Genomic DNA, 25,611 nt, shown 5'->3' with positions numbered 1-25,611 from the left:
ATACTATTATGCGCATTGCACGTCGCTATATCGCCTCTGAAATTTATCGATCCAGTGCGGTTGTACTCCTCGCTCTGATAGGCTTATTTAGTTTTTTTAATCTGATTGATGAGCTAGATAAACTCAGCGCCAGTTTTGGATTAAGCAGCCTTCTGTATCTGCAGGCACTGAGTCTACCCACCCAACTGTATGAGTTGTTGCCCATCGGCTTGTTGATCGGGGCAGTTCTTGCTTTAGCGGGATTGGCACAACGAAATGAACTGGTGGTATTACGCGTAGCTGGCGTCAGCGGTTTACAGCTGCTTCTGTCTTTATGGGTGATTACCATCCCATTAATGATTGGCGCATTTATTCTTTCCGAATACATCACCCCGCGCACTGAAATTCAAGCCAGTGAAAGCAGTCTAAAATTATTAGGCAAAGCAGGTGGCGGTCGACTAAGTAGTGGTTATTGGTTTAAAGAAAATGGCGATCAAGACGAAATGCGTCTCATTAATATTGGGCGGCTGAATGATAAATCCACTGTCGCTGACATCACCATCTATGAGTTCGACCAAGAACAACACCTACAAGAATTCATTCAAGCCAAACATGGCTATTTTGCAGACAAACAGCTACATCTAACGCAAGTACAACGCTCTGTTATCAATAACCTATCATTATCTGCACTAGAAAATGATCTCAAACCAGACTTCGCTCTCACTCAGGTTGAAACCAAAGAAACCCTCGCCATTCATACCGACCTAAGTGCTGAGCGTTTACTCGCCAGAATTTTGACACCAGAACGCATGGCTATTACCGATCTGGTTGACTATATTGACTACCTAGATCAAAACCAACTACAGACCGATAGGCAAACCGTTGCCCTGTGGCGCAAAATCGCCTACCCCTTTACGCTATTAGTGATGATAACTATCGCTGCCCCCATCAGCTTTATGCAAACACGTCGTGGCGGGGTAGGTAGCAAAATGTTCATCGGGATTCTCATTGGGGTTGGCTTTTTTATGGCGAATCAATTAGCGCTAAACTTAGGCATGCTAAGTCACTGGGAACCTTGGGTCACCGCCCTTTTACCTAGCTTACTCGCCTTGGCCTTAGCTCTGATTGCATTAACAATTATCGAAAACCAACAACGTTGGCGACGAAAAAGGCAAATAACGGCATGAACGCACACGACACATGGGTTATAGGTGATGTACAGGGTTGTGCGAATAGCCTGCGGCAACTCCTTGCTCAGCCTGAATTAAATCAACCACATAGTCGATATCTATTTGTAGGGGATTTAGTTAATCGAGGCCCTGACTCTCTAGGCGTATTGCGTCTTATTCAAGAATTAGGTGATAGAGCACAAACGGTCTTGGGCAACCATGATATTCATTTACTAGGCGTAGCGGCAGGTGTTCGGAACACCAGTCCCTCGGATACCTTAGACGCTATCTTAAAGGCCGAGGACAGCGTAGAACTCATTAACTGGTTACGTTATCAACCTCTTGCTATCCATACCGAAGGCCATCTGATTATCCACGCTGGCCTGCATCCTAGCTGGAAACTAAAAAACGTACTGGCCTTAGCTAAAAAGGTGCAAAAAACACTACGTGCCGACGACTGGAAAACACGTATTGCAGCTCTATTTGGTAATAAACCGGAACAATGGAGCACCGATTTAAACGGCATCGATCTACAACGCTATACGGTCAATGCACTCACACGTCTACGTCATTTTGATGCGACAGGCAACATAGACACTAAATATAAAGGTGGGCCAAATCCTGACTTAGGATTAACGCCTTGGTTTGCTATGCCCAACCGACGCATTGAGATGCCCGTCGTGTTTGGACACTGGTCTACCCTAGGCTTGCACCTACAGGCTGACGCAATGGGCATAGATACAGGGTGTTTATGGGGCGGTCAATTAACAGCGATACGTCTGTCTGACCGAAAAACCATTCAAGTCCCAAACAGTGATGGTGAGCTACAGCCCTTTTAATACCGCATCTACTATGGCTTGCTGTGCTTGCTGGGCGGTAGCGACACGACCTTGCTCGGCATTGTGTATATGAGCCAGAACCGGTAAAAAATCACACTCTATGCGCGTGCCGGATTGACTTAATAACAGCCAAACATTTTGTAACAAGCTTTGCTGTCCGACAAAGGCTACGCGTGCGCTTCGTTGACTTCCATCGTAAAAACGTAATGCCACGGGCTGAATATCAATCGCTGTGCTAATTGCGGCTTGAAATAAGCTAGTATGAAAATCCTGCACCCCTAACCCGTCTGAAGTCGTCCCCTCTGGGAAAAGACCCACAGCCTGATTCTGCGCAAATGTCGTTTTCATTTGCTCTGCGACCTGCTTAATGGCTTGGCGCTGGCCACGCTCTATAAATATAGTGCCTACTCCAGCCACTAACCAGCCTAATACAGGCCACTGACGAACCTCGCTTTTAGCGACAAAAACGGTGGATCTTGCTGCACTAATGACAAAAATATCCAACCATGACACATGATTGAGCACCATTAGTATGGGGCGATCTTTAATTTGTGAGCCATAATAACAAGTCTGCACTCCGCACAGAAACAGCAGACAGCGTGACCAGCATTGGTTGATTTTTTGACGACGAGCTTGATTGATAATAGGAAACAAAAAAGCCAAAAGCACCAAACCTATCAGCACCAAACACAGCAATGCCACAAGCCGCCCACTAAAACGAACTATTTTCATGTACGGGGTTGATCCAGCCAACGTTGTAAAATAACCGCTGCAGCCACGGCATCGTCATCATCATGATTCGCCAAAATGGCTTGGGCCTCCATGCTGGACCCACGCTCATCCATCAAATGGATAGATAAGCCATATCGACCATGTAGTTGATTAGCAAAACGCCTACAACGCAAAGAGGCGTACTGCTCCTCGCCCTGCGTGGTCAATGGCAAACCCACTACGATGGCATCAGGTTGCCATTCTTTTAATAAGGCTTCGATTTGGGCAAAGCGTTCAATTTTAGTGACGGGACGCAAAATAGTTAATGGCCGCGCATGATTCGTTAAGGTATTACCGATGGCAACCCCTATTTTTTTTAAACCATAATCAAAACACAACAGTGTGCTGCCAGCATCAGGCATGTCCGGCGGCCCCTGTTAACATAATAGGGTCAATGCCCAATTGAGCTAACGCCGCCTGATAGCGTTCTGAGGCCGGTATGGCAAATAAGATATCAAGATTGGCCTCTACGTGCAGCCAAGCCCCCTGCGCCATTTCATCCTCAAGCTGCCCTTCACCCCAGCCTGCATAGCCTAACGTAACCAGCAATTGATCTGGCCCACTACCCGCCGCAATTTCTTGGAGCACATCTAATGACGTTGTCAGCGCCATATCCCCCATATTAATACTGGAGCTGTACTCGCCAACGGGCGTATGTAATACAAAACCACGATCCGTCTGTACTGGCCCACCAAAATAGACAGGGAACGCTTGGCGCACCCCGATTTCTAGAGAGAGCTCTACATCGATACGTGTTAGTAAATCGCCTACCGTCATATCCGTTGGGCGATTGATCACAAGCCCTAAGGCGCCTTGGGCACTGTGTTCACAGATATAGATAACGGTATCCGCAAGGCTACCACTTACCATGCCGGGCATAGCAACCAGTAGCTGACGCGAAAAATCGACATGAGGAGTCGTTGATGAAAGAGCATTAGTAGACATCGGAATAGCCTCAGGTCAATACAATTACGGTGACAATCAAAGCAATAATTTTCACTCAAATAAAAACTATACTTCGATCATCTCAAAGTCTTCTTTGCGTGCGCCACATTCTGGACACACCCAATTGGGAGGTACGTCTTCCCATTTAGTACCGGGAGCAATGCCTTCTTCGGGCAAACCGGCTTCTTCGTCATAAATCCAACCACAGATTAAACACATCCATGTACTCATATCATACTCACTAAAAAAACAGGATTGCCCGCAAAGCCAGGCAATCTATTAAAATGGAATGATAGTACCGAAAAAACTGACGTTTTGGCGATCTATCCCATCATTTTCACTCACGAATTTATCGTTTCGTTTTTATCTTAATGGCTGCCATGTTTGCAACCCCTACGCCCGTGGTGCTGGTTTTTGCACCTTTAGACCCTACGGGGGCCATGTACCTGCCCGCTGACGCGATTAGTTGCGCCGCTGTGGGCTGTCATGCACTCAGCATTGTGACCGCTACGCATATACAAGACACGACCCACACCGAACAGATCACACTGAGCTCCCCAGATTTTATTCATGACCAAATGCGTTGCTTGCTAGAGGACATCAATGTCCACAGTATCAAGGCAGGCCCTATTTATAGCATTGATAGCGCCAGTGTCTTAGCCCAAATAGCAGCAGACTATACCGATTTACCGTTAGTTCTACACTTGCAGTCCATTCCGGATGAAAGCATTGTAAACAATGATGCTGATGTAGATGAAATTACTGATGCTATTTTTCAATTAGTGCTACCGCAAACCGATTTAGTTGTTGCAGATCAAACCTTATTAAATCAATGGCAAGCCGAAGGCTTATTATCCGATGAACAAGACCCCATAAAAAATCTATTAGATTTTGGAACCCAATGGGTATTTTGCTCGTTACCTGGTACCACTGACTCTGGTGTATTGCATCAACTCTATAATCAAGACGGCTTACAACAACAATGGAGCAGCACAGCCCAATCTGACCGACTGCAGGACACCGAAGGACTGTTATGTGCCACTATTAGTGCTTTTTTGGCCCAAGGCCTACGCATGGTGGACGCCTGCGCTGCAGCAGTGCAATACGCAGATCAAGCTGCTTTGCATTCATTCCAAGCAGGAATGGGACATCGCATTATAAACCAAGCTTTTAAGCAGAACTAGGATGAGCATGACGACTACATTACGTTTCCCCCGTGGTTTATATGGTATCACCCCCGAATGGGACGATACGACCAAACTACTCACCGCCATTCGTGCCGCCCACGAAGGGGGAATGCAGGTGCTGCAATGGCGTCGTAAGCTCGCTCCTCAACCGTTGCATCTTGCACAACGCCATGCGGTACAGCAACTGTGTGCTGACTTAGCGCTGCCTCTTATCATAAATGACAACTGGCAAGCGGCTCGCGACCTAGGTTGCGCAGGCGCACACTTAGGGCGTGATGATGGCGCACTAGCCGAAGCCAGAGCAGGGCTACAGCCTACACAATGGCTAGGCAGCACTTGTTATGATCTGCTTAATCGCGCAGAACAAGCCCTGACGCTGGACGTAGATTACGTTGCCTTTGGTGCCGTTTATCCATCCAGCATTAAACCCAATGCCCCACGTGCCACCGTTGACATACTTCGCCAAGGGCGCGCACTATGCGAACAATTCAGCACAGATCGCCGTGCTGCTGTAGTGGCTATAGGTGGCATTACTGCACAAAACGCGGCCCCTTTAATTGATGCAGGCGTCGATAGCGTAGCTGTCATTAGCAGCCTATTTGATGCCCCCGATATTTATGCCGAAGCCCGTGCTTTTAGCCGCCTTTTTAATTCATAACTCACAGGATTTTTTATGTCTAAAAACCAAGAACTCTTTGATCGCGCTTGTCACCACATTCCGGGTGGCGTGAACTCCCCTGTACGTGCTTTTGGCTCTGTCGGTGGCACGCCGCGCTTCATTGAGCGTGCCGAAGGAGCCTATGTATGGGATGCCGATGGCAACAAATACATAGACTATGTTGGCTCTTGGGGCCCTGCGATTTTAGGCCATGCGCATCCAGATGTAGTCAAAGCCGTTCAAGACGCCGCCGTAAAAGGCCTCTCTTTTGGCGCCCCCACAGCCGGAGAGGTAGAACTAGCTGACTTAATTTGCAAACGTCTTCCATCGATTGAAAAAGTCCGTTTAGTTAGCTCTGGCACCGAAGCCACCATGAGCGCAATTCGTTTAGCTCGTGGCTTTACGGGTCGTAACCTAATTGTTAAGTTTGAAGGCTGTTATCACGGTCACGCAGATAGCCTCTTGGTCAAAGCAGGCTCAGGCCTACTCACCTTTGGTAACCCGACCTCTGCTGGCGTTCCAGAAGACTTTATTCGCCACACCTTGGTTTTGGACTACAACAACATTGAGGCCATCAAAACAGCCTTTGCGGAACACGGTGCTCATATCGCCTGCGTTATCGTAGAGCCAGTTGCCGGTAATATGAACCTCATCAAACCCATCGCAGGCTTCTTAGAAACCTTGCGCGAATTATGTACCGAACACGGTTCTGTACTGATTTTTGATGAGGTGATGACAGGATTTCGCGCAGGGCCACAGGGTGTGCAAGGTCTAACTGGTATCAAACCAGATATGACCACCCTAGCTAAGGTCATTGGTGGCGGTATGCCCGTCGGCGCATTTGGTGGTCGTGCAGACATTATGGATGCCATTGCGCCACTAGGTGGCGTATACCAAGCAGGGACACTATCAGGCAACCCTGTCGCCGTTGCTGCGGGCTTAACCACATTAAAATTATTGGATAATGCCCAGTTCTACCAAAACCTATCGGCCCAAACAGAAAAACTAGCCAAAGGGCTAGAAGCACTAGCTAAAGCCGAAGGAATCACTTTCTGCACAGACACCGTAGGTGGTATGTTAGGTCTATACTTTAGCGAAAGCATTCCCACCTCTTTTGCTGAAGTTTCCGCTAGCAACACAGCTAAATTTAATCAATTCTTCCATGCCATGTTGGACGAAGGTGTGTATTGGGCCCCTTCGGCTTTTGAGGCCTCATTCACCTCTGGCGCACATGACGACGAAGTGATTCAAGCTACTTTAGACATAGCAGCCAAAGTTTTCAAAAAAATCAAAGACTAAGGCATTGTTTTAACCTTTGATTATTCGCAAGGCAAAATAGACTTGCCCCTCTTAGAATCGGACAAAGATCGTGAGACAACGACCTAATCCACCTTGAGGGGCAAACTATGCTTATAAATGATCTTCCTGTAAACAGCACGCTATCTGAACTACCTGACTTAGAAAGTCGCCTAAACCCAGGTTCATGCAATCACTTGCGCACTTGGTTGCGTTTTCTTAGTTGCGGTCGACTCATAGAAAATGAAATTCGTAGCCGTTTACGTCGTGAATTTAACACCACCTTGCCTCGTTACGACCTGATGGCTCACTTAGAAAAACATCCCAAAGGGATCAAAATGAGTGACTTATCCAAACATCTAATGGTCACAAACGGCAATATTACGGGCATCACAGATCAACTTGTCAAAGAAGGCTTTGTTCAACGCATCAAACTGCCCCAAGACCGCCGTAGTTCGTTATTAAAACTCACTGCCAAAGGTCGAGTGCAACTGGCTGAAATCAGTGCTGCCCACAACGAATGGGTATGCTCTATTTTCGGTCAACTTTCAGATCAAACGATCCAAAACATGATGGGTTCGCTAGACGAGCTAAAAATGCACTCGCATCTATTTACTACCGCTACCCCCTAATCAACTCAGCCAAAGCGCGGTAATATAAGTTCTTATCTTATACCTTTAACACTTTCTATTAGGTGTGCTATGGCTGTTAATCTTATTATTCCATCACAAGCCGATGTTCACGCGGTCAAAGGCGTACAAATCGGCATTGCCTCTGCTGGCATCCGCAAAGCGGGCAACAAAGACATCACCGTGTTTCAGTTTGCTCCAGACACGGCCATTGCAGGGGTATTTACCACCAACCGCTTTCGTGCGGCTCCCGTGCAGGTCTGCGAAACACACTTAGCCTCGGAAACCGACGTACAAGCACTCATCATTAACACAGGCAATGCGAATGCCGGAACCGGCGAACCCGGTTTGGTCGATGCCCGTCTGACATGTACTGAACTCGCTAAAATTCTCCAGCTACGTCCCTCACAGATTCTTCCTTTTTCGACTGGTGTGATTTTAGAGCCTCTTCCTATGGATAAGCTCTTAGGCGCATTACCTGCTGCCGTCTCAGACCTACAGGATAACAACTGGTTTAATGCGGCTCACAGCATTATGACCACCGACACACAACCTAAAATCCACTCTACGCAGATCACGCTAGACGAGAAAACCGTCACCATGACAGGGATCAGTAAAGGGGCCGGCATGATTCGCCCTAATATGGCGACCATGCTAGGTTTTTTAGCTACCGATGCGGGCATTGCCCCAGAGCTACTAAAGGAAATGACGCGCGATATCGCCAATAAATCCTTTAACCGCATCACCATTGATGGTGACATGTCTACCAATGACTCTTTTATTATTGCTGCCACAGGTCAAAGTGGCGTCTATGTAGATAGCGTTGCCAACCCCCATTATGCAGAGCTATTTCAGACACTACGTAACGCAGCTATTGATCTAGCTCAAAAGATTGTGCGTGATGGCGAAGGCGCAACAAAATTCATCACTATTACCGTTGAACAAGCTAAAACATCCGAAGAAGCACGCAAAATTGCTTATGCCATTGCGCACTCTCCCTTGGTAAAAACCGCCTTTTTTGCCTCTGATCCTAACTTAGGACGTATTTTAGCTGCCATTGGTTATGCCGGTGTCGATGACCTAGATGTCAGCCATCTGCGTTTGTGGTTAGGTGACGTATTAGTGGCGTTAAATGGGGGTCGCAACCCCGATTACCTGGAATCCGAAGGTAAACGAGTCATGCAAGAAAGCGAAATTTTAGTGCGTGTAGCCCTAGATCGTGGCGATTGCACAGAGACAGTCTACACCTGCGACTTCTCTCATGAGTACGTCACAATTAATGCAGACTACAGATCGTAAAAGTCAACTGGGCTAAAACCCCATCAGTATTATCCCCTTGTCATTAACCATACCCAAATGGTCAATATATTGATACTCTAAATAACTAAATAAAGCGCCCCAGCTTGGCAACATCGGCTGGGGCATTGCTGCACACCATAATTACATCGCAGCAATTCACTACCCGTAGTATCTGTAGCAGGAGGAGACGCATGAGTCGCAAGAGCTATGTACACGGCAGTACCCAAGTTGCACTCACCAACTTAACTATTGGTGATTATTTTGATGACATTGTAAAAAAACACGCAGGAAAAGACGCTCTTGTTAGTTGTGCTGAATCCATTCACTGGACATGGCAACAATTGCATGACCAGGTTCAATCCACTGCGGCTGGTTTTTTAGCTATAGGCCTTGTCCCAGGCGATAGACTCGCTATTTGGGCTCAAAACAGTAGTGCGTGGTTAACCACAGAACTGGCTTGTGCAAAAACAGGCATTATTCTGGTTAACATCAATCCATCAGCTCGACCCGCTGAGCTGGTTGAACAGCTCAATGCCGTCCAAGCCAAAGGCCTCATTTTTCAGGCGCAATTCAAAAGCAGCCACTATGCACAAATGCTGCAGGAGTTACTGCCTGAACTCACTCACTCTGAGATCGGTCAATTACACGCAAAAGCAATCCCTAGTCTGCGTCATTTAATCCAAATTGATGACCAGGCCCCAGCAGGAATGCTGGATTTAAAAACGGTCATTGATCAGGGCCGTATGCTGCCCGCTGATGCCGTCGCCCAGGCACAGGCCTCTCTTTCTGCGGACTGCATTCACAACATTCAATTCAGCAGCGCTTTAGGCACCCATGCCGCACCCGTCACACTCAGCCACAAAAACCTACTAAATAACGGTTATTTTATTGGCGTACAACTACGACTCTCTGACCAAGACCGCGTATGTATTCCTGTACCGCTATTCCATTGTTTTGGCATGGTAATGGGCAACATGGCATGCATCGCACACGGTGCAACAATGGTATATCCAGACCAAAGCTTTGACCCTGAACAGGTCTTAAAGGCCGTTGACCAACAAAAATGCACTGCCTTATATGGTGTACCGGCTATGTTCATCGCCATCCTTGATCACCCGGCCCTAAAAAACAGCGATGTCAGCTCTCTGCGCACGGGGATTATGGCGGGCGCCCCTTGCCCTATCGAGGTCATGGAGCGGGTCACCACCGAACTTCACATGCCTCAGGTCGTCATTGGCTACGGCATGACTGAATCTTCTCCCATCTCTTTCATGAGCTCCGTTGACGACCCTCTAGCTTTACGTGTCAGCACAGTAGGTACGGTGCAGCCACACATACAAGCCCAAATCATTGACGAACACAACGATATTGTTCCTGTTGGTACCGTAGGTCAACTACGCGTACAGGGCTATCACGTCATGAAAGGCTACTGGCAACGCGACGACCTAACACAACAGGTCATCAAAGACGGCTGGCTCTATACCGGTGACCTAGCTCGATTTGATGAAAATGGCTATTGCCAAATTGTAGGCAACATTAAAGACATGATTATTCGTGGTGGCGAAAATATTTATTTAGCCGAGGTCCACGCTTTTATTCGTCAACACCCCTCTATCGCTGAGCTAATCCTCTTCGGTGTTCCTGATCCTCGCTTAGGTCAAGAACTCTGTGCTGCGATTCGCTTGCATGACGGTCACTCGCTCGACACAGAACAGCTGCGTCAATACTGCCATGGCAATATTGCGCACTACAAAATTCCACGTTATGTGCTGTGTTACGACCAGTTCCCCGTCGCAGAAAACCAAAATACCAAAGATCTGCTTCAAACAGACGCCATTACAAAACTAAGCCTATAAATCAGCTTTTATACCTATTTTGGGCGACTCTACCAAAGGTCGCACTGTGAGGAAGACAATATGAGCTTAACGTCAACGTTAACGTCAACACCGCATCAATCTGATGTAGTGCTGGCGTGCAATAACATCAGCCGATGGTTTGGTGGCTTACACGCTGTCAAACACGTGACTATGGAAATTCGTAAAGGAGAAACACTAGGACTCGTGGGCCCTAACGGCTCGGGCAAAACCACGACTGTCAACGCCATTACCGGTTTTTTCCCTCCACAAGAGGGTGAAATCCTTTATATGGGACGCCCTATCCATAAAATGCGCCCCCACGAAGTCGCGCAGCAGGGCATTGCACGTACCTTTCAAAACGTCGCTTTATTTAAAGGCATGAGCGTTTTAGACAACATCTTATTAGGTCGCCATAACTTCATGAAGCCAAGTGTACTTAGCTCTATGTTTTATTGGTGGTCAGCACAAAAAGAAGAAATCAAAAATCGCTATAAAGTCGAGGAAATCATTGATTTACTGCAACTCGAAGACGTGCGCGATGAAATGGTGGACGTAATCCCTTTAGGTACACAAAAGCGTGTAGAACTAGCCCGAGCCTTAGTCGCTGAGCCACAGTTCTTAATCTTGGATGAACCCATGGCGGGGATGAACCAAGAAGAAAAAGAATACATGGTGCGCTTTATCTTAGATGCCAAAGAAGCCCTAGGTCTAACCATTCTGCTCATTGAGCACCACATGGATGTGGTCACAGCCATTTGTGATCGTCTGGTGGTGCTAAACAATGGACAAAAAATCAAAGAGGGCTTACCTCTAGAGGCCATTAGTGACCCCGATGTGGTCGCCGCCTACATTGGGAGGGTTGATCATGCAGCCGCTTGATGCTCGTGAACTATCACGCCAACTCCACCCTAACTGGGACGACTCCGACCACTTACTGAGTGTTTTGGCAGCCAATGCTAAAAACTACCCAAACCAAGTCGCCATGCGTGAACGCGATCATGGGATTTGGCAGGAGTACACTTGGCAAGATTACCTAAACCAAGTCCTTGGGTTTGCCGCAGGTCTAGAGGATTTAGGCGTCAAAGAGGGTGACATTGTTTTAATTCTAGGCGATAACCGCCCCGCGCTTTACTTTGCCATGTTGGGCATTATTGCTTTACGCGCCATTCCCTCTCCGGCTTATCCTGACACCACCCCAGAGGAACTCTCAGGTCAGGTGACACGCGAAAAAATTCGATTTGCCATAGGCGAAGACCAAGAACAGGTCGATAAGCTTTTGCACGTTGTTGCCTTACAGGGCGAATCCTCTATCATCGAACGCATTATTTATGATGACCCACGCGGCTTAGATCAGCAGGCTCACCCTCTTACTATTTCTTATCGTCTTGTGGTTGATGAAGGTAATTTACGTCTACAAGCTGATCCGAACTTAGCACAAGACCTTCTGACTCGCCCTTCTATTCATGACATAGCCGCCCTACTGCACTCATCAGGTACAACAGGTGTACCCAAGGGTATCCCTCTTAAGCATGGCCATATCCTATATGGCGCGCGCAATGCCGCCAATGCGGGCTATTTCACTGAGGGTGAAATTCACATGGCGTACTTGCCCATTGCGTGGGTAGGAGACTTTATTTTCTCGATTGGGGCGGCCTTAGCTCTACGTTTTATTGTCAATATTCCTGAACGCCAAGAAACGTCTCAGCACGACTTACGCGAAATTGCGCCTACGCTCTACTTCTGCTCGCCTCGTGCTTGGTCAAATATGCTGACTCGTATACAGGTAGGCATTGATGAGTCCCCGCCATTTAAACAACGGATGTACCACCACTTTATGAATTTCGCCCTAGACCTAGAGCGAAACCGCCTAAATGGTAAACAGCCGTCTATGGGGCAAAAGCTCTGGCATTGGGTAGGTGAGCAATTGATCTATGGCCCCGTAAAAGATCACTTAGGTCTGACGCGAGTCAAACGTCCTTACACGGCGGGTGAGGCCATTGGCGAGGAGGTTTTTCTTTTCTTCCGTGCCTTAGGCTTAAACCTACGCCAGTTCTACGGTCAAACCGAAAACTGCGCTCTAGCTGCGGCACAGTCAGCCGACGAGGTCAAACTGCATACGGTAGGCAGACCTTTCCCCGGTGTGGAAATCAAAATCAATGACGATGGCGAAATCCTGATGCGGGGTGATAACGTCTTTGATGGTTACTACGATAAACCCGAAGACACGGCCGAAACGCTACGTGATGGTTGGATGCATACGGGCGATGCGGGCTATTTAGAACCCGATGGCCAGCTAGTGGTCTTAGGTCGCGTCTCCGAAGTCGTCTATACCGCCCAAAAAGAGCGTTTTATTCCCACCTATATTGAAAACCGTCTGGAGTTTAGTCATTACATCAAAGACGCATGTATCTTAGGCCGAGATCGAGACTACCTCACCGTCATTATTTGTATTGACTTTCAGGCCGTGGGGCATTGGGCAACCGAAAACAGTGTGCCGTACTCTTCATTTGCAGAGCTATCGCAGCACCCTAAGGTCTACGATCTAATCCAAGAGCAAATAGAGAAAACCAACCAACTGTTACCAGAGCCATTACAAATTCGGCGTTTTATTAACTTACACAAAGAATTTGATGCTAATGATGGCGAGGTGACTCGTACCCGAAAACTGCGTAGAAATGTCATTGATGAAACCTATAAAGCCATTATAGATACCGCTTACGATGGCTCGGATCAGATCGACTTCGAAGCTCCTATTATGTACGAATCTGGGGAAACTGGCGTACTCAAGCGCACGCTACGTATCCAAGACACCAGTGCTAATAAAAGGAATTAACCATGTCGTATTTCCTCGAACTTTTAATTAATGGCTCGCTCACGGGTTTGATGTATAGCCTAGTTGCCTTGGGCGTGGTGTTAATTTACAAATCAGCAGGTGTACCTAATCTGGCTCAGGGAGCCATGGTCATGTCTGCCGCCTATGTGGTCTGGATTTTAAACTCCAGTGGTGTGCCCATGCCCCTCGCCATTGCTATTGGTGCCGTCATTATGTTTGCTTTTGGGATGTTGGCTGAACGTTTTCTATTACGAAAAATGGTAGGCCAACCCATCATCATGATTGTGATGCTGACCCTAGGCTTAGAGATTTTCTTACGAGGCTTTGGTCCAGGAATCTTGGGGGCAGCGCCTAAACAAATCAGCATTGGGGTTTCATTAACTCCCATTATTCTGGGCGACATCTTTATTAACCGCATCTATTTAGTCGGCGGCATTATCGCCCTCTTGCTCATCGGTGCTTCTGCTCTATTTTTCCGCACCCGAATGGGAACCAAATTACGCGCTGTCTCTGATGACCACATTTCCAGCTGGTCGGTGGGGATCTCTGTTGAACGCGCTATTGGGGTGTCATGGGGTATTGCAGGTATTTCAGCCTTAGCCGCAGGTGTTGTATGGGGGTCGGTGCAGGGCGTGGACTGGACACTATCTGAACTGTTATTCCCTGCGATTGCCGTCGTGATTTTAGGCGGGCTTGACAGTGTGCTGGGGGTGCTCATCGGCGGCCTTATCGTAGGCATTCTAGGCAGTGTCATTCCGGGTTATTTAGATGAAATTGCAGGTGGTGGTACTCGCGACGTGGTGACTTCTGTCATTATTTTGTTGACCATCATGTTCCGCCCCTACGGCATTTTAGGTCGTGAAGACATCGAGAGGGTGTAAATATGTTTTATCGTTTATCTGGTATTCACCATACACGCTACGAAACGGCACGCCGTCTCTGGCCCATTCCTGCTGATCGTCGTCAGGTCTGGTTTCTGCTGGTATTAGGACTCGTTGCCCCCTTCCTTTTTAGCAACTTTCACCTCACTAGCTATATTATGCCGTGGCTCATTTTAAGTGCCGCTGCGCTTTCGTTAACCCTCCTGATGGGGATTGCTGGGCAGTTGCACTTTGGCTTTGCCTCTGTGATGGCGATAGGGGCATATACGAGTATTCACCTGACTCGGGCCGGAGTACCTTTAGAGTTAGCTCTTTTAGGCGCAGGACTTGCTTCAGCAGTGATTGGGAGTATTTTTGGTGCTGCGGCCTTACGGGTCAAAGGTCTGTATCTGGTCATGGCAACCTTAGCTATGCAGTACTTAGTTGACTGGACCATTATCAACGTTCCTATCATTAGCGGGGGAGCCCAAGCCACCTTACAAACTCCGGCAACCTCTTTTCTATTTGTTGCCCTGAAATCAGACATGGCTCGCTATTACTTAGCGTTGTTATGGGTCGTTTTTGTCACTTTGCTGATTTTAAACATCAAACGAACCAGCATAGGTAGGGCCTTAGTTGCTGTGCGCGATAAAGACTATGCCGCTGCTGTAATTGGTGTGAATGTGGTTCGCTATAAATTGGTGGCTTTTTTTACCAGTTCTTTTTTAGGCGGCGTTACGGGTGCCATCTTAGCCTTTTGCTATTACCAAGCCGTTACGCCAGAGCAATTTAATTTCAACATTTCCGTACAATTAGTCGCCATGGTGCTGGTGGGGGGATTAGGCAGTGTCTTAGGGGCCTATTTAGGTGCAGGTTTTGTATTGCTTGTTCCTATTTTGCTCACAAACATTGTAATTGCACTCGCTGGCATGGGTTGGTTGGATGTGTCGACCAACTTGCTCGCCCACATCCCACTCATGATTTATGGCGCATTAATTATCGGTTTCCTTTTGTTTGAACCATTAGGCCTAGGAAAAATTTACGACAACATCCGTAATTACCTGTTAGTTTGGCCTTTCCGTCACTCTAAGCTGTAAACCTCGTAGTACTAAAACAAAACTCCCAGGAGGATATGATGAGACAAAACGTAAAAAAACTCTCTTTAGGTGCAGCCCTTTTAGCCGGTGTGATGGCTTTTGGTGTAGCTCAAGCCAAAGACCCTATTAAATTTGCTGCCCCATTGGATTACACCGCGGTGTATACCTTTTTAACCAATGAGTACGCTCAAGGCCAAAAAGACTACATTACGATGATTAACGAGGCCGGTGGTATTGACGGTCATAAAATCGAATACGCTTCTTCAGATACAGGAAACCAGCCCCAGCGTGGGATTGAAGCCTATAACCGAGCCCAACGTGATGGCGCAATCCTATTTGATTTTTTAAGTACCCCTGTAGCTCGCGCTATGGTCAATCGCGCCTTAGACGATAAGGTTGTCATGATCACTGCTTTCCACGGTCGTGGCGATGCCAGTGATGGCGAAACCTTCCCGTATATCTTCCCTGTGATGTCTACGTATTGGTCGCAGGCCGCGACCTTAATTGATTACATGGAAAATCATGAGGGTGGACTCAAAGGCAAAAAAGTGGCCCACGTCTATATTGACTCCCCTTTTGGGCGTGAACCTATCCCGGTACTAGAAAAACTCGCCAGCAAACTGGACTTCACACTACGCACCTTCCCCTATGCCAGCCCAGGTAACGAGCAGTCCTCAACGTGGTCAGAGGTACGTCGCTTCCGTCCTGACCAAGTTATTATTTGGGGAGCCGGTGGGGGACAAGCCGTTTCCGTTCGCGAGGCGATCCGTAATGGCATCGCACCCGATAAAATTCACTCTGTAGTCTGGCTCGCCGAGGCCGACATGGAGGCCGTGGGTAAAGACACCGCAAAAGGGATTCGTAAATTTGAGGGTACCGATAACGGCGTTAACTCAGCCCTAATTAAAGAACTCACAGCAAAAGTCATCGATACAGGCAAAGGTTCTGGCCCCAAAGAAAACGTAGGCCGTAGCTACTACAACATTGGTGTTGCCACTATGGCTGTCTCGGTAGAGGCTGCTCGTTTAGCCATGAAAGAGTTTGGCCCACCCTTAGATGGTGACAAACTACGCAAAGGCTTCGAGATGATTCAAGATTACGATGCCAATGGCTTGCTACCAAAACTCACTTTTACGGGTAAAGATCACCAAGGCGGTGGCTTTGGACGTGTTGCAAGCTGGGATGGAGACAAATGGGTCCCACTTAATGACTGGTCCAACCCTTACCAAGATATTGTTTGGGAATCCATTGCGCATGATGCTGCTGCCTTTAAGGAGGGTCGCTAATGCTTAAACTGAGCAACGTCGAGGTGGTCTATGACAAGGTGTTCTTAGCCATTCGCGGTGTCTCATTACAGCTCAAAGAGGGTGGCATGATCGCCCTCTTGGGCTCCAATGGCGCAGGGAAAAGCACCACGCTCAAAGCCATCAGCGGGCTCTTAGCCCCTGAGCGTGGTGAGGTCACCCGAGGCAGCATCGAGTTCATGGGCGAAAATATTTTGCCTTATGGTGCACCGAAACGCGTTGGAATGGGACTGGTACACGTCATGGAAGGACGCCGAATTTTTGGTCATCTAACCCCTGACGACAACCTACTGGCCGCCTATCGTAGTGGGGGCTCTAGAGCCCGCCTTAATCAACTACGTGATATGGTTTATGACTATTTCCCTCGTTTAACGGAGTTTCAAAAAACCAAAGCGGGCTATCTTTCTGGGGGCGAACAACAAATGCTCGCCATTGGACGGGCGCTGATGACAGAACCTAAGCTCATCATGTTAGATGAGCCCAGTCTGGGTTTGTCACCTCGTTTAGTCCAAGAGATTTTCGGTATTATTCGCAAAATCAATCAAGAAAATAACATGAGCGTCTTACTCGTAGAGCAAAACGCGGCGGCGGCTCTAGAGTTTGTCGATCATGCGTATTTAGTTGAGAATGGGAATGTGGTCATGAGTGGTGAGGCCGCCGTCCTAAAAGAAAACCCTGACGTACAAGAATTCTATTTAGGTGGTGCGGACCGGGTGGACTATCACAATGTTAAACACTATCGACGCCGCAAGCGTTGGTTGGCATAAAAAAAGCCCTTTCGAAAGAAAGGGCTTAATACCTACAACGTAACTCTGGACTCTGTAACAGGTCATGGCGCTATTTCATCATGCCACGTATCAAACTTAATACCGCTAATATCAAAAATATAACAAATAATACTTTAGCTATAGAGGCTGCACCCGCCGCTATACCACCAAATCCAAAAACGGCCGCTATAATAGCCACAACAAAGAACAACAATGCGTAATGAAGCATATAACCCCCTTTCTGTTGTTTCTTATGACGGGACGATACATCGTCTCTACGCGTCCCGCCTCCTACCTAACTAGTGATGATTCACACTAGCGATTCGAATCATAAAATTCATTCACTTCTTTTTCAGCTTCTTCACGGGTCTTGCCGTAACGCTCTTGAACTAAGCCCGCGAGCTGCTGGGCGTCTCCTTTGACTTGTTCAAACTCATCATTCGTAATTTTGCCCCACGTCTCCTGAGCTTTGCCTTTCAGCTGTTTCCATTTGCCTTCGATCGTGTCTTTATTCATGATGACTCCTTGTAGTTGTCAATAAAAGTATTTACTGGGCCAGTTGCCCTTAAATGCAAACACCATGCTTACTACCCTACGCTGATCTCAACGAATTAACAGCATGCAAACGTTTCTTATGTAACAGAAAAAACGCGCATTCTCGGACGGCCCTACGACAGCTCTGCCCTACTATTCAGTTCTGTTACATCTTGAACCCTCATGACATCGTTGTAATCAAGACGCAATGATTGGGCTAAACGCTTGCTTTTACAAGGTTTTCCCGTTTATAATTTATGACTTAGTCTAAATAGATAGGCTAATTTTTATTGATTTGATTTAATCAGCTAACTGGTTAATTTTTAATAGGAAATCCCTATGTACGCGGTTATAAAAACCGGCGGTAAACAATATCGTGTTTGCGTCGGCCAAAAATTGAAAATAGAACAGATACCGGCAGACATTGGGCAAGAAATCTCGCTAGACCAGGTTTTATCCGTAGGCGAAGGTGAAACACTAAAAATTGGTGTTCCTTTCGTTGATGGTGCCAAGGTAACAGCTACCGTTCTTGCACAAGGCCGTCATGACAAAATCAAGATCTTCAAGATGCGCCGCCGCAAAGGCTATCGTCGTACCCAAGGTCATCGTCAAAACTACACCGAAATTCGTATCGAAGCCGTTAACGCTTAATTGCGCTTAATTACTGTCGAATCGATAGCGGGTATTTCCTAACTAGGAGTGCAATAACATGGCACAGAAGAAAGGCGGCGGCTCTACGCGAAATGGACGCGACTCACAGGCTAAACGTCTAGGCGTCAAAGTTTACGGTGGTCAGGCCATCCAAGCCGGTTCCATCATTATTCGTCAACGCGGTACAGAATTCCACCCTGGCGATAACGTTGGTATGGGTAAAGATCACACCTTGTATTCCTTGGTGAATGGTCATGTTAAATTCAGCATCAAAGGCGCCCTAAACAAGCGTACTGTATCAGTTATCGCTGCTGAATAAGCCCATCGGTTATACCGATCAAAAAACTGCACCGCTATAAGCTGGATTTCGATCTGGCTTCAGTGGTGCAGTTTTTTTTATGTAATAGCACCGCATTTCACGCGAGCAGCGACGCAACTATTTACTGGAAAAAATTATGAAATTCGTAGACGAAGCCACCATTGAAGTGCAAGGTGGCAAAGGCGGTAACGGTGCCGCGAGCTTTAGACGTGAAAAGTTTATCCCTAAAGGTGGGCCTGACGGCGGCGACGGTGGTCGTGGAGGCTCTATCTTTGGAGTTGCTGACCGAAATATAAATACCCTTGTGGACTTTCGTTACGCACGTCTACACAAAGGCCGTAACGGTGAAAACGGTCGCGGCTCTGATCAATACGGGGCTGCCGGCGAAGACATTACCCTGCGTATGCCAGTAGGCACGACAGTGTATGATGCCGAAACCGGAGAGTTACTCTTTGACTTAGACCAACACGGTCAACAAGTCACCTTGGCCGAGGGAGGTCAGGGCGGACTAGGGAATTTACATTTTAAAAGCAGTATTAACCGCGCACCACGTCAACAAACAAACGGCACAATGGGCGCTCAGCGCAAATTGCGCCTAGAGCTCAAAGTATTAGCTGACGTAGGTCTACTTGGTTTACCTAATGCCGGTAAATCGACCTTTATTACTCAAGTCTCTAATGCTCGCCCTCGTATTGCAGATTACCCATTTACTACCCTCCACCCAAATCTAGGTGTAGTACGTAGCTCTGCAGCACATAGCTTTGTGATTGCTGACTTGCCAGGATTAATCTCTGGGGCCTCCGAAGGAGCTGGCTTAGGGCATCTGTTTTTACGTCACCTATCACGCACCCGCCTTTTGTTGCATATTGTAGACGTTAGCAGTCTAGACCCTGAGGTTGATGCAATCAGTAAAGCAGCAGCTGAAATTGATGAGATCATCGAAGAGTTACGTTTATACAGCCCGGATCTCTATCAAAAGCCTCGCTGGTTAGCCTTAAATAAACTCGATATGGTGCCAGACCCCGAGGGCTTTAAACAGCAGCTCCTAGAACGTATTGACTGGAAAGGTCCGGTCTTTGGTATCTCTGCTCTTACCGGCCAAGGCACGCAACATTTAGTATTAAAAATGCAAGAATGGCTAGATCAACAAAAAGCCGAAGAACAGCGTATTGCTGATGAAGCTGCCGCCGACTACGAACCAGAAGACCCACGCTTTAAATCGAATCGTCAAAACATAGATCAAAGCGAATAGCTCAGCCAAAAAAGCGAGTCAACTGACTATTTTCAGCTAAAATAGTCAGTAGTCCTCGCTTTTTTCGTTTTTTATGGTTCTTATATGTCCGTGAATGCAAAATCGGTAGTTGCCGACTCTCATCGCTTAGTTGTGAAAGTTGGCTCGTCATTGGTTACCAACCAAGGCAAAGGCATAGATCGCGATGCCGTGACCCATTGGTCTGCTCAAATTGCGCAATTACACCGCCAAGGCAAACAGGTCGTTTTGGTCTCTAGCGGCGCAATTGCCGAAGGGATAGTACGCCTAGGCTGGCCGCGTCGCCCCACAGTGATGCATGAACTACAAGCAGCAGCGGCAGTAGGCCAAATGGGTTTGGTACAAGCCTATGAGGTTGCTTTTGCCGAACACGGTATTCGGACAGCACAGATTTTGTTAACTCACGAAGACTTAGCCGACAGAACCCGTTATTTAAATGCGCGCAGCACCATCTACACCTTATTAAACTTAGGTGTAGTGCCGATTGTGAACGAAAACGATACCGTTATTACCGATGAGATCCGCTTGGGTGACAATGATACCTTAGGTGCCTTAGTTACTAACCTCATCGAGGCCGAATCATTAATTATCCTAACGGATCAAGATGGTCTATTTAGCGCTGATCCTCGCAGTAACCCTGATGCCAAGTTCATTGCTCATGCACAGGCAGGTAATCCCGAGCTAGAGCAAATGGCAGGGGGAGCAGGCTCCAGCGTAGGTACAGGTGGCATGCTCACTAAAATTTTAGCCGCCAAACGTGCTGCAAACAGTGGTGGACATACTATTATCGCCTCGGGCCGCGAACCCAATGTTTTAGTTCGGCTTTCCGAGGGCCAGTGCATCGGTACTGAACTACGCGCGGAACTCCCCGTCCAATCGGCGCGCCAGCGTTGGCTATCTAGTCATCTGCGTGTACGCGGCAAAGTCCGCCTTGATGCTGGGGCGATTAAGGCCTTAACCGATGGTCATAAAAGCTTGCTCGCTATAGGCGTGACCGAGGTGTTGGGTGAGTTTACTCGTGGTGATGTGGTTGCCTGCATTGATCACGCGGGCAAAGAACATGGTCGTGGTTTAATCAACTACTCTAGCTCAGACACCGCACGCATTATGGGGGAGCCCAGCCACCGCATTGCTGAGATTCTAGGATCTATGTCAGAGCCAGAACTGATTCATCGCGATAATATGGTTGTCAACTACCCTGCTTAAAAAACAATCTCCAAGGAAAACTCATGAAAGTGCTTGTGCTAGGTGCCGGTGTTACAGGTGTAAGCAGTGCCTATTTTTTGGCTAAACAAGGTCATAGCGTCACTGTTATTGATCGTTTAGATGCTCCCGCCATGGAAACCAGCTTTGCCAATGCCGGCCAAGTTTCATTTGGCTATGCCTCTCCTTGGGCTGCCCCAGGTATCCCACTCAAAGCCGCTAAATGGCTATTTGCCGAACACCCCCCTTTCAGCTTTCGTCCCGATGGCACCTTATTCCAATTAAAGTGGATGCTGCAAATGTGGGCCAACTGCACGGCCAGCAAATATAAAATAAACAAAGAACGCATGGTGCGCATTGCCGATTACAGTCGTGACTGCTTGGCTAAACTGCGTGAAGAAACAGGTATTCAATACGAGGCGCGACAAAGAGGCACGCTACAACTATTTCGTACCGCTGAACAAATGGATGCTGCGGGTGCAGACATGCGCGTTCTGGAGGAAATGGGGGTTCCTTTTGAACTACTACAACGCGATCAGTTATCGGGAGCAGAACCTGCTCTCGAATTAGTGAAAGAAAAATTGGTAGGTGGTTTACGATTACCCGAAGACGAAACGGGTGATTGCCAAATGTACACCACCAATCTAGCTAAAATGGCGATGGAATTAGGTGTGGAGTTTCGTTTTAATGAATCCATACAGCAAATTCAACGCCAAGGCGATACGATCACAGGCGTTATCAGCAATAATCAATTGCTCACGGCCGATGCCTATTTGGTTTGTTTAGGCTCGTGGTCTACCCGATTGATGCGCAATATTGCACCTATCCCCGTTTACCCATTAAAAGGGTTCTCGATTACCGTTCCCATCGAAGACCCTGACTACGCCCCTCAATCAACACTGTTAGATGAGACCTACAAAATAGCGTTGACCCGCTTTGATAACCGCATTCGGGTGGGCGGTATGGCCGAGGTGGCTGGTTTTGATAAGACCTTAAATCCTAAACGCCAAGCGACGCTGCTGATGGTGTTAAACGACCTCTTTCCTAAAGCCAGTCAGGAAAAAAATCAGGTTAATTTCTGGACTGGCTTGCGTCCTAAAACCCCTGATAGCACCCCGATCATCGGCAAAGGGCCTGCAAAAAATCTTTATTTAAATACAGGTCACGGTACCTTAGGCTGGACAATGAGCGCTGGCAGTGGGCAGTTAATTGCTGATATTATCTCAGGCAATCAACCGGCCATCCGTGTAGACGATTTGAATTTAAGTCGTTATCGCTAAGCACTACATTTTCTGTGCAGTAGCCCCAAACATATATCCCCATTTGTATACAGAACGAATGGGGATTGTCATATTTGCACGCTGTGCCTTGCGTTTTAAACGACTAATCACCACCCCTAAGCGATTCAACGATACCGCCATCTCATCGCTTTCATCCCCATTACTAATCGCATCAAGCAATTGCTGATGTGAGGCTCGCTTATCTGGCTGCGCAAATAAGATCTGCAGCAATTGTCTTTCTGTAGTGGTTAATGAAATCTGCTGCCCCTCTGGGCACGCTAATAACCAACCCTCATCCTGTAATTTCCATGATGATGCCACCTGAATCGCATCTGTAGGTGTGCTAAGTCTGACTGCCATGTGCTTTTCATGGGCAGACTTACTGCGTCTTAATAGACTGGAAAAAACAGCAGCCCATAAATCTGTACTGGTATTTTGTAAACAGTACTGATCTGCCCCACAGTATAAAGCTTGTAAGATCTGCGACTCATTAAATTCCGGCAGCGCCACCACTATAGGTAGCTGGGCATATTGAGATCGCAACCGTGCCAACGCCGCCAGAGATTCATTACTGCCACCTGAAATCAAAAAAATTACAGATTGATTTGTATTAAATAGCGCCAAAGCCTCTATAGCACTTTGGTAAAGCTCTGCAACCCGAGAGAATACGCGCACAGTAAACCCAGCTGTAACAAGAGCCTGTTCATGAGCTTGTGGCCCAGTGTTTACGTCCGTCGTCTGCGGTTGGTACCAGAAAATAGTAGGTACAGATTGCGCTAGCATGCCTTATCCTTTTCTTACAATCGATTGAATTTGTTACATAAATCGCGAGCTTATCATTACAAATGTAATAGTCTTTATTACCAACGCGTTTATTATTCAGCGTTCAATATGGGGGTGAAAACATTTGCCCAACGCCTCTCTTACGCCCGATCCAAACAGGGATATACTCAAGATAAGCTAGCCAGTCTTTGTGGAGTTTCTCAAAGTACTATTGCTAGTTATGAGAGTGGTACGCGCTTACACAGCCGTCATTTACTCAGTCTAGCTAAGGTTCTAAAAGTAAGCCCACTCTGGCTAGATAAAGGCATTGGACACATGTCCTTAACTTTACAAGAAACGGATAAAAATTACAGTACGTTTTGGCCCTTTGCTCGGGTAAGTCCTGAGGAGCTAAATCAGCTTAGTGAACAAGATTTAGCTCTTATCGAAAATTTACTCTATGCCCTAATTCAACGGCTGAGGGGTTAACCCTAGTTAGACTGCCCAATCCTATTCTATATACTGAACGCTTCGCAGGGGTACTTTTTGCTTGTTCACACAGGCACTTGGTTGAGATACACCCTTCGTACCAGTACGGATAATGCCGATGATGTGAGTTTTTCATTAGGTGATGGTTTACGCCCAGGCTCCGGCTACGATGCGAATGACGAAGTGCAATTTGCCGAGTTAAAAACATTGGGTGAACTGACTCAAATAGCAGGGAAGCACGATGTTCAGGTCATGATCGAAGGCCCAGGCCATGTTCCTCTGCATTTGATTAAAGAAAACATGGATATGCAGCTAGAGCATTGTCATGAGGCACCTTTCTATACCCTAGGGCCACTAACCACAGATATTGCTCCTGGTTACGACCATATCACGTCTGGGATTGGTGCTGCCATGATTGGCTGGTACGGTACAGCTATGCTGTGCTATGTCACACCCAAAGAACACTTGGGCTTGCCGAATAAAAAAGACGTCAAAGATGGCATCATTACGTATAAGATTGCGGCCCATGCTGCTGACCTAGCCAAAGGCCACCCTGCTGCGGCAATCCGTGATAATGCACTCTCTAAAGCACGTTTTGAATTCCGCTGGGAAGATCAGTTCAATCTTGGTTTAAATCCCGATACAGCACGTGAATTCCATGATGAGACCTTACCTAAAGACCCCATAAAGGTGGCTCACTTCTGCTCTATGTGTGGGCCTAAATTCTGTAGCATGAAAATATCACAAGATGTTCGTGATTATGCGCGTGAACACGGTTTAGACACAGACTCTGCCCTGCAAAAAGGCATGGCTGAAAAATCCGTTGAATTTGTACAAAAAGGGGCAAAAATTTATCAAGATGCCTAATTCATTCCGATAACATTTACCCATAATAGAAACGCTCCCATTGAGGAGCGTTTCTATTTACTCAAAAAAGACCACTCAATAAGCTAGCAGGCTTATTGTTGAATAGCGTATAGGTATAGCTCTACACGGCGATTCATCGCACGACCTTGAGGCGTACTATTATCGGCAATAGGCATATTTGGGCCTCGACCCTCAGCCATCAAGTAGCCACCATTCACACCACGTTGAGCCAGATAATTCGTCACAGCATGGGCTCGATCCATAGACAAACGTTGATTTAGGTCTGCACCACCGGTGCTATCAGTATGACCTACGGCTTTGGCTCGTAATTCTGGGTGTTGAACTAGCGCACGCGCTACACTATCCAATACAGGCAATAGATCGGCTTTTAGCTGAGACTTACCTGAATCAAAGGAAACATGGCTTGGAATATTGACTCGTAAAGATCCGTCAGGCATCTCGGTCACATCTACCCCTAGACCCGTAGCACCTGATTGCTCTACATCTTTTTTAATACCAGACCAGTTGTAGCCAGCAATACCGCCCGCAATAGCACCGATTCCAGCACCAATCGCAGCAGCTTTGCTGCTATCCCCAATCAGTACCCCTAAGCCAGCGCCAATCGCTGCACCTGCACCAGTACCCACTGCAGTACGACCACCTTGAGTATCCGTTGCAGCACAACCCGCCATCACAGCGACCACACCAAAACTGACTGTTAATTTGGTTAACTTTGTAACTATCATG

At 47.3% G+C, this 25,611-nt stretch carries 28 protein-coding genes and 2 pseudogenes; 22 read left to right on the top strand and 8 right to left on the bottom strand.

Going from position 1 to position 25,611, the window contains the following annotated elements; genetic code table 11:
- Positions 1–8: 8 nt before the first annotated feature.
- A complete protein-coding gene (gene lptG, locus Q0Z62_RS02105; RefSeq protein ID WP_298050378.1) occupies positions 9–1,166 on the top strand; it encodes an LPS export ABC transporter permease LptG in 1,158 nt (385 codons plus the stop codon).
- Positions 1,163–1,987, top strand: a complete 825-nt coding sequence (locus tag Q0Z62_RS02100; RefSeq protein ID WP_298050376.1) for a symmetrical bis(5'-nucleosyl)-tetraphosphatase — start codon at positions 1,163–1,165, stop codon at positions 1,985–1,987. Before lptG ends, Q0Z62_RS02100 begins: the two co-directional genes overlap by 4 nt.
- On the opposite strand, the gene Q0Z62_RS02095 is transcribed toward Q0Z62_RS02100, so the two are convergent.
- The 4 genes from Q0Z62_RS02095 to Q0Z62_RS02080 all read right to left on the bottom strand — a co-directional run bounded on the left by Q0Z62_RS02095 (position 1,973) and on the right by Q0Z62_RS02080 (position 3,934).
- Complete coding sequence (locus tag Q0Z62_RS02095) at positions 1,973–2,719, bottom strand: 1-acyl-sn-glycerol-3-phosphate acyltransferase (protein WP_298050374.1); 747 nt, start codon at positions 2,717–2,719, stop codon at positions 1,973–1,975. The two genes, Q0Z62_RS02100 and Q0Z62_RS02095, sit on opposite strands and share 15 nt — an antisense overlap.
- Positions 2,716–3,120: a Holliday junction resolvase RuvX gene (gene ruvX / locus Q0Z62_RS02090; RefSeq protein ID WP_269901243.1), complete on the bottom strand. Its 405-nt coding sequence runs from the start codon at positions 3,118–3,120 to the stop codon at positions 2,716–2,718. Before ruvX ends, Q0Z62_RS02095 begins: the two co-directional genes overlap by 4 nt.
- Positions 3,113–3,703, bottom strand: coding sequence for a YqgE/AlgH family protein (locus tag Q0Z62_RS02085; RefSeq protein WP_298050371.1), 591 nt, complete (start codon positions 3,701–3,703; stop codon positions 3,113–3,115). Before Q0Z62_RS02085 ends, ruvX begins: the two co-directional genes overlap by 8 nt.
- A gap of 66 nt (positions 3,704–3,769) precedes the next feature.
- Positions 3,770–3,934: a rubredoxin gene (locus Q0Z62_RS02080; protein ID WP_077733889.1), complete on the bottom strand. Its 165-nt coding sequence runs from the start codon at positions 3,932–3,934 to the stop codon at positions 3,770–3,772.
- A gap of 149 nt (positions 3,935–4,083) precedes the next feature.
- Between Q0Z62_RS02080 and Q0Z62_RS02075 the strand changes: the two genes are divergently transcribed.
- The 12 genes from Q0Z62_RS02075 to Q0Z62_RS02020 all read left to right on the top strand — a co-directional run bounded on the left by Q0Z62_RS02075 (position 4,084) and on the right by Q0Z62_RS02020 (position 17,489).
- Positions 4,084–4,887 carry a bifunctional hydroxymethylpyrimidine kinase/phosphomethylpyrimidine kinase gene (locus Q0Z62_RS02075; RefSeq protein ID WP_269901241.1) on the top strand — a complete coding sequence of 268 codons (804 nt, stop codon included), beginning with the start codon at positions 4,084–4,086 and terminating at the stop codon, positions 4,885–4,887.
- Between the two features lie 7 nt (positions 4,888–4,894).
- Positions 4,895–5,548 (top strand): thiamine phosphate synthase, encoded by a 654-nt coding sequence (gene thiE, locus Q0Z62_RS02070; RefSeq protein ID WP_298050367.1) that lies wholly within the window; start codon positions 4,895–4,897, stop codon positions 5,546–5,548.
- Positions 5,549–5,563: 15 nt separating this feature from the next.
- Positions 5,564–6,847: a glutamate-1-semialdehyde 2,1-aminomutase gene (gene hemL / locus Q0Z62_RS02065; protein ID WP_269901239.1), complete on the top strand. Its 1,284-nt coding sequence runs from the start codon at positions 5,564–5,566 to the stop codon at positions 6,845–6,847.
- Positions 6,848–6,954: 107 nt separating this feature from the next.
- Complete coding sequence (locus tag Q0Z62_RS02060; RefSeq protein WP_298050364.1) at positions 6,955–7,476, top strand: MarR family winged helix-turn-helix transcriptional regulator; 522 nt, start codon at positions 6,955–6,957, stop codon at positions 7,474–7,476.
- 69 nt (positions 7,477–7,545) lie between these two features.
- On the top strand, positions 7,546–8,772 hold the full coding sequence (argJ, locus tag Q0Z62_RS02055; protein WP_298050362.1) for a bifunctional glutamate N-acetyltransferase/amino-acid acetyltransferase ArgJ: 1,227 nt from the start codon (positions 7,546–7,548) through the stop codon (positions 8,770–8,772).
- A 191-nt stretch (positions 8,773–8,963) separates the two neighbouring features.
- Positions 8,964–10,628, top strand: a complete 1,665-nt coding sequence (locus tag Q0Z62_RS02050; RefSeq protein ID WP_298050360.1) for an AMP-binding protein — start codon at positions 8,964–8,966, stop codon at positions 10,626–10,628.
- Positions 10,629–10,688: 60 nt separating this feature from the next.
- A complete protein-coding gene (locus Q0Z62_RS02045) occupies positions 10,689–11,507 on the top strand; it encodes an ABC transporter ATP-binding protein (RefSeq protein ID WP_269901235.1) in 819 nt (272 codons plus the stop codon).
- On the top strand, positions 11,494–13,461 hold the full coding sequence (locus Q0Z62_RS02040; RefSeq protein WP_269901234.1) for a long-chain fatty acid--CoA ligase: 1,968 nt from the start codon (positions 11,494–11,496) through the stop codon (positions 13,459–13,461). Before Q0Z62_RS02045 ends, Q0Z62_RS02040 begins: the two co-directional genes overlap by 14 nt.
- 2 nt (positions 13,462–13,463) lie before the next feature.
- A complete protein-coding gene (locus Q0Z62_RS02035; RefSeq protein ID WP_269901233.1) occupies positions 13,464–14,342 on the top strand; it encodes a branched-chain amino acid ABC transporter permease in 879 nt (292 codons plus the stop codon).
- A 2-nt stretch (positions 14,343–14,344) separates the two neighbouring features.
- Positions 14,345–15,418, top strand: coding sequence for a branched-chain amino acid ABC transporter permease (locus Q0Z62_RS02030; protein WP_298050356.1), 1,074 nt, complete (start codon positions 14,345–14,347; stop codon positions 15,416–15,418).
- Between the two features lie 35 nt (positions 15,419–15,453).
- Entirely contained in the window at positions 15,454–16,704 is a 1,251-nt protein-coding gene (locus Q0Z62_RS02025) for an ABC transporter substrate-binding protein (protein ID WP_298050355.1), read from the top strand.
- On the top strand, positions 16,704–17,489 hold the full coding sequence (locus Q0Z62_RS02020; RefSeq protein WP_269901230.1) for an ABC transporter ATP-binding protein: 786 nt from the start codon (positions 16,704–16,706) through the stop codon (positions 17,487–17,489). The genes Q0Z62_RS02025 and Q0Z62_RS02020 overlap by 1 nt, the downstream gene beginning before the upstream one ends.
- 70 nt (positions 17,490–17,559) lie before the next feature.
- Here the strand turns inward: Q0Z62_RS02020 and Q0Z62_RS02015 are convergent, their stop codons facing one another.
- Positions 17,560–17,718, bottom strand: a complete 159-nt coding sequence (locus Q0Z62_RS02015) for a DUF1328 domain-containing protein (RefSeq protein ID WP_269901229.1) — start codon at positions 17,716–17,718, stop codon at positions 17,560–17,562.
- An 86-nt stretch (positions 17,719–17,804) separates the two neighbouring features.
- The gene (locus Q0Z62_RS02010; protein ID WP_269901228.1) at positions 17,805–18,005 is read right to left on the bottom strand and encodes a CsbD family protein; all 201 of its coding nucleotides are present in this window, start codon (positions 18,003–18,005) and stop codon (positions 17,805–17,807) included.
- Between the two features lie 357 nt (positions 18,006–18,362).
- On the opposite strand from Q0Z62_RS02010, the gene rplU reads away from it, so the two are divergent.
- The 5 genes from rplU to Q0Z62_RS01985 all read left to right on the top strand — a co-directional run bounded on the left by rplU (position 18,363) and on the right by Q0Z62_RS01985 (position 22,746).
- Positions 18,363–18,674, top strand: a complete 312-nt coding sequence (gene rplU, locus Q0Z62_RS02005; RefSeq protein WP_269901227.1) for a 50S ribosomal protein L21 — start codon at positions 18,363–18,365, stop codon at positions 18,672–18,674.
- A gap of 58 nt (positions 18,675–18,732) precedes the next feature.
- Positions 18,733–18,993 (top strand): 50S ribosomal protein L27, encoded by a 261-nt coding sequence (gene rpmA, locus Q0Z62_RS02000; RefSeq protein WP_269901226.1) that lies wholly within the window; start codon positions 18,733–18,735, stop codon positions 18,991–18,993.
- Positions 18,994–19,129: 136 nt separating this feature from the next.
- A complete protein-coding gene (gene obgE / locus Q0Z62_RS01995; RefSeq protein WP_298050354.1) occupies positions 19,130–20,245 on the top strand; it encodes a GTPase ObgE in 1,116 nt (371 codons plus the stop codon).
- Between the two features lie 90 nt (positions 20,246–20,335).
- The gene (proB, locus tag Q0Z62_RS01990; protein WP_298050429.1) at positions 20,336–21,469 is read left to right on the top strand and encodes a glutamate 5-kinase; all 1,134 of its coding nucleotides are present in this window, start codon (positions 20,336–20,338) and stop codon (positions 21,467–21,469) included.
- A 23-nt stretch (positions 21,470–21,492) separates the two neighbouring features.
- Entirely contained in the window at positions 21,493–22,746 is a 1,254-nt protein-coding gene (locus Q0Z62_RS01985) for a D-amino acid dehydrogenase (RefSeq protein ID WP_298050353.1), read from the top strand.
- A gap of 3 nt (positions 22,747–22,749) precedes the next feature.
- On the opposite strand, the gene Q0Z62_RS01980 is transcribed toward Q0Z62_RS01985, so the two are convergent.
- Positions 22,750–23,529, bottom strand: a complete 780-nt coding sequence (locus Q0Z62_RS01980; protein ID WP_298050352.1) for a winged helix-turn-helix domain-containing protein — start codon at positions 23,527–23,529, stop codon at positions 22,750–22,752.
- 108 nt (positions 23,530–23,637) lie between these two features.
- Between Q0Z62_RS01980 and Q0Z62_RS10710 the strand changes: the two are divergent.
- The 3 genes and pseudogenes from Q0Z62_RS10710 to Q0Z62_RS01970 all read left to right on the top strand — a co-directional run.
- A pseudogene (locus tag Q0Z62_RS10710) lies at positions 23,638–23,820 on the top strand (helix-turn-helix domain-containing protein); the annotation flags it as partial.
- Between the two features lie 24 nt (positions 23,821–23,844).
- A complete protein-coding gene (locus Q0Z62_RS01975; RefSeq protein ID WP_298050351.1) occupies positions 23,845–23,997 on the top strand; it encodes a hypothetical protein in 153 nt (50 codons plus the stop codon).
- A 120-nt stretch (positions 23,998–24,117) separates the two neighbouring features.
- Positions 24,118–24,864 (top strand): annotated as a pseudogene (locus Q0Z62_RS01970) (phosphomethylpyrimidine synthase ThiC); the annotation flags it as partial.
- Between the two features lie 92 nt (positions 24,865–24,956).
- Here Q0Z62_RS01970 and Q0Z62_RS01965 read toward each other — a convergent pair.
- The gene (locus Q0Z62_RS01965) at positions 24,957–25,610 is read right to left on the bottom strand and encodes an OmpA family protein (protein ID WP_298050350.1); all 654 of its coding nucleotides are present in this window, start codon (positions 25,608–25,610) and stop codon (positions 24,957–24,959) included.
- Between the last annotated feature and the right edge of the window lies 1 nt (position 25,611).

The organism is uncultured Paenalcaligenes sp. (assembly GCF_947630565.1).
Classification (GTDB): domain Bacteria; phylum Pseudomonadota; class Gammaproteobacteria; order Burkholderiales; family Burkholderiaceae_B; genus Paenalcaligenes; species Paenalcaligenes faecalis.
Note: the sequence above shows the minus strand (reverse complement) of the source record. Positions and strands in the feature narration are given on the sequence as shown.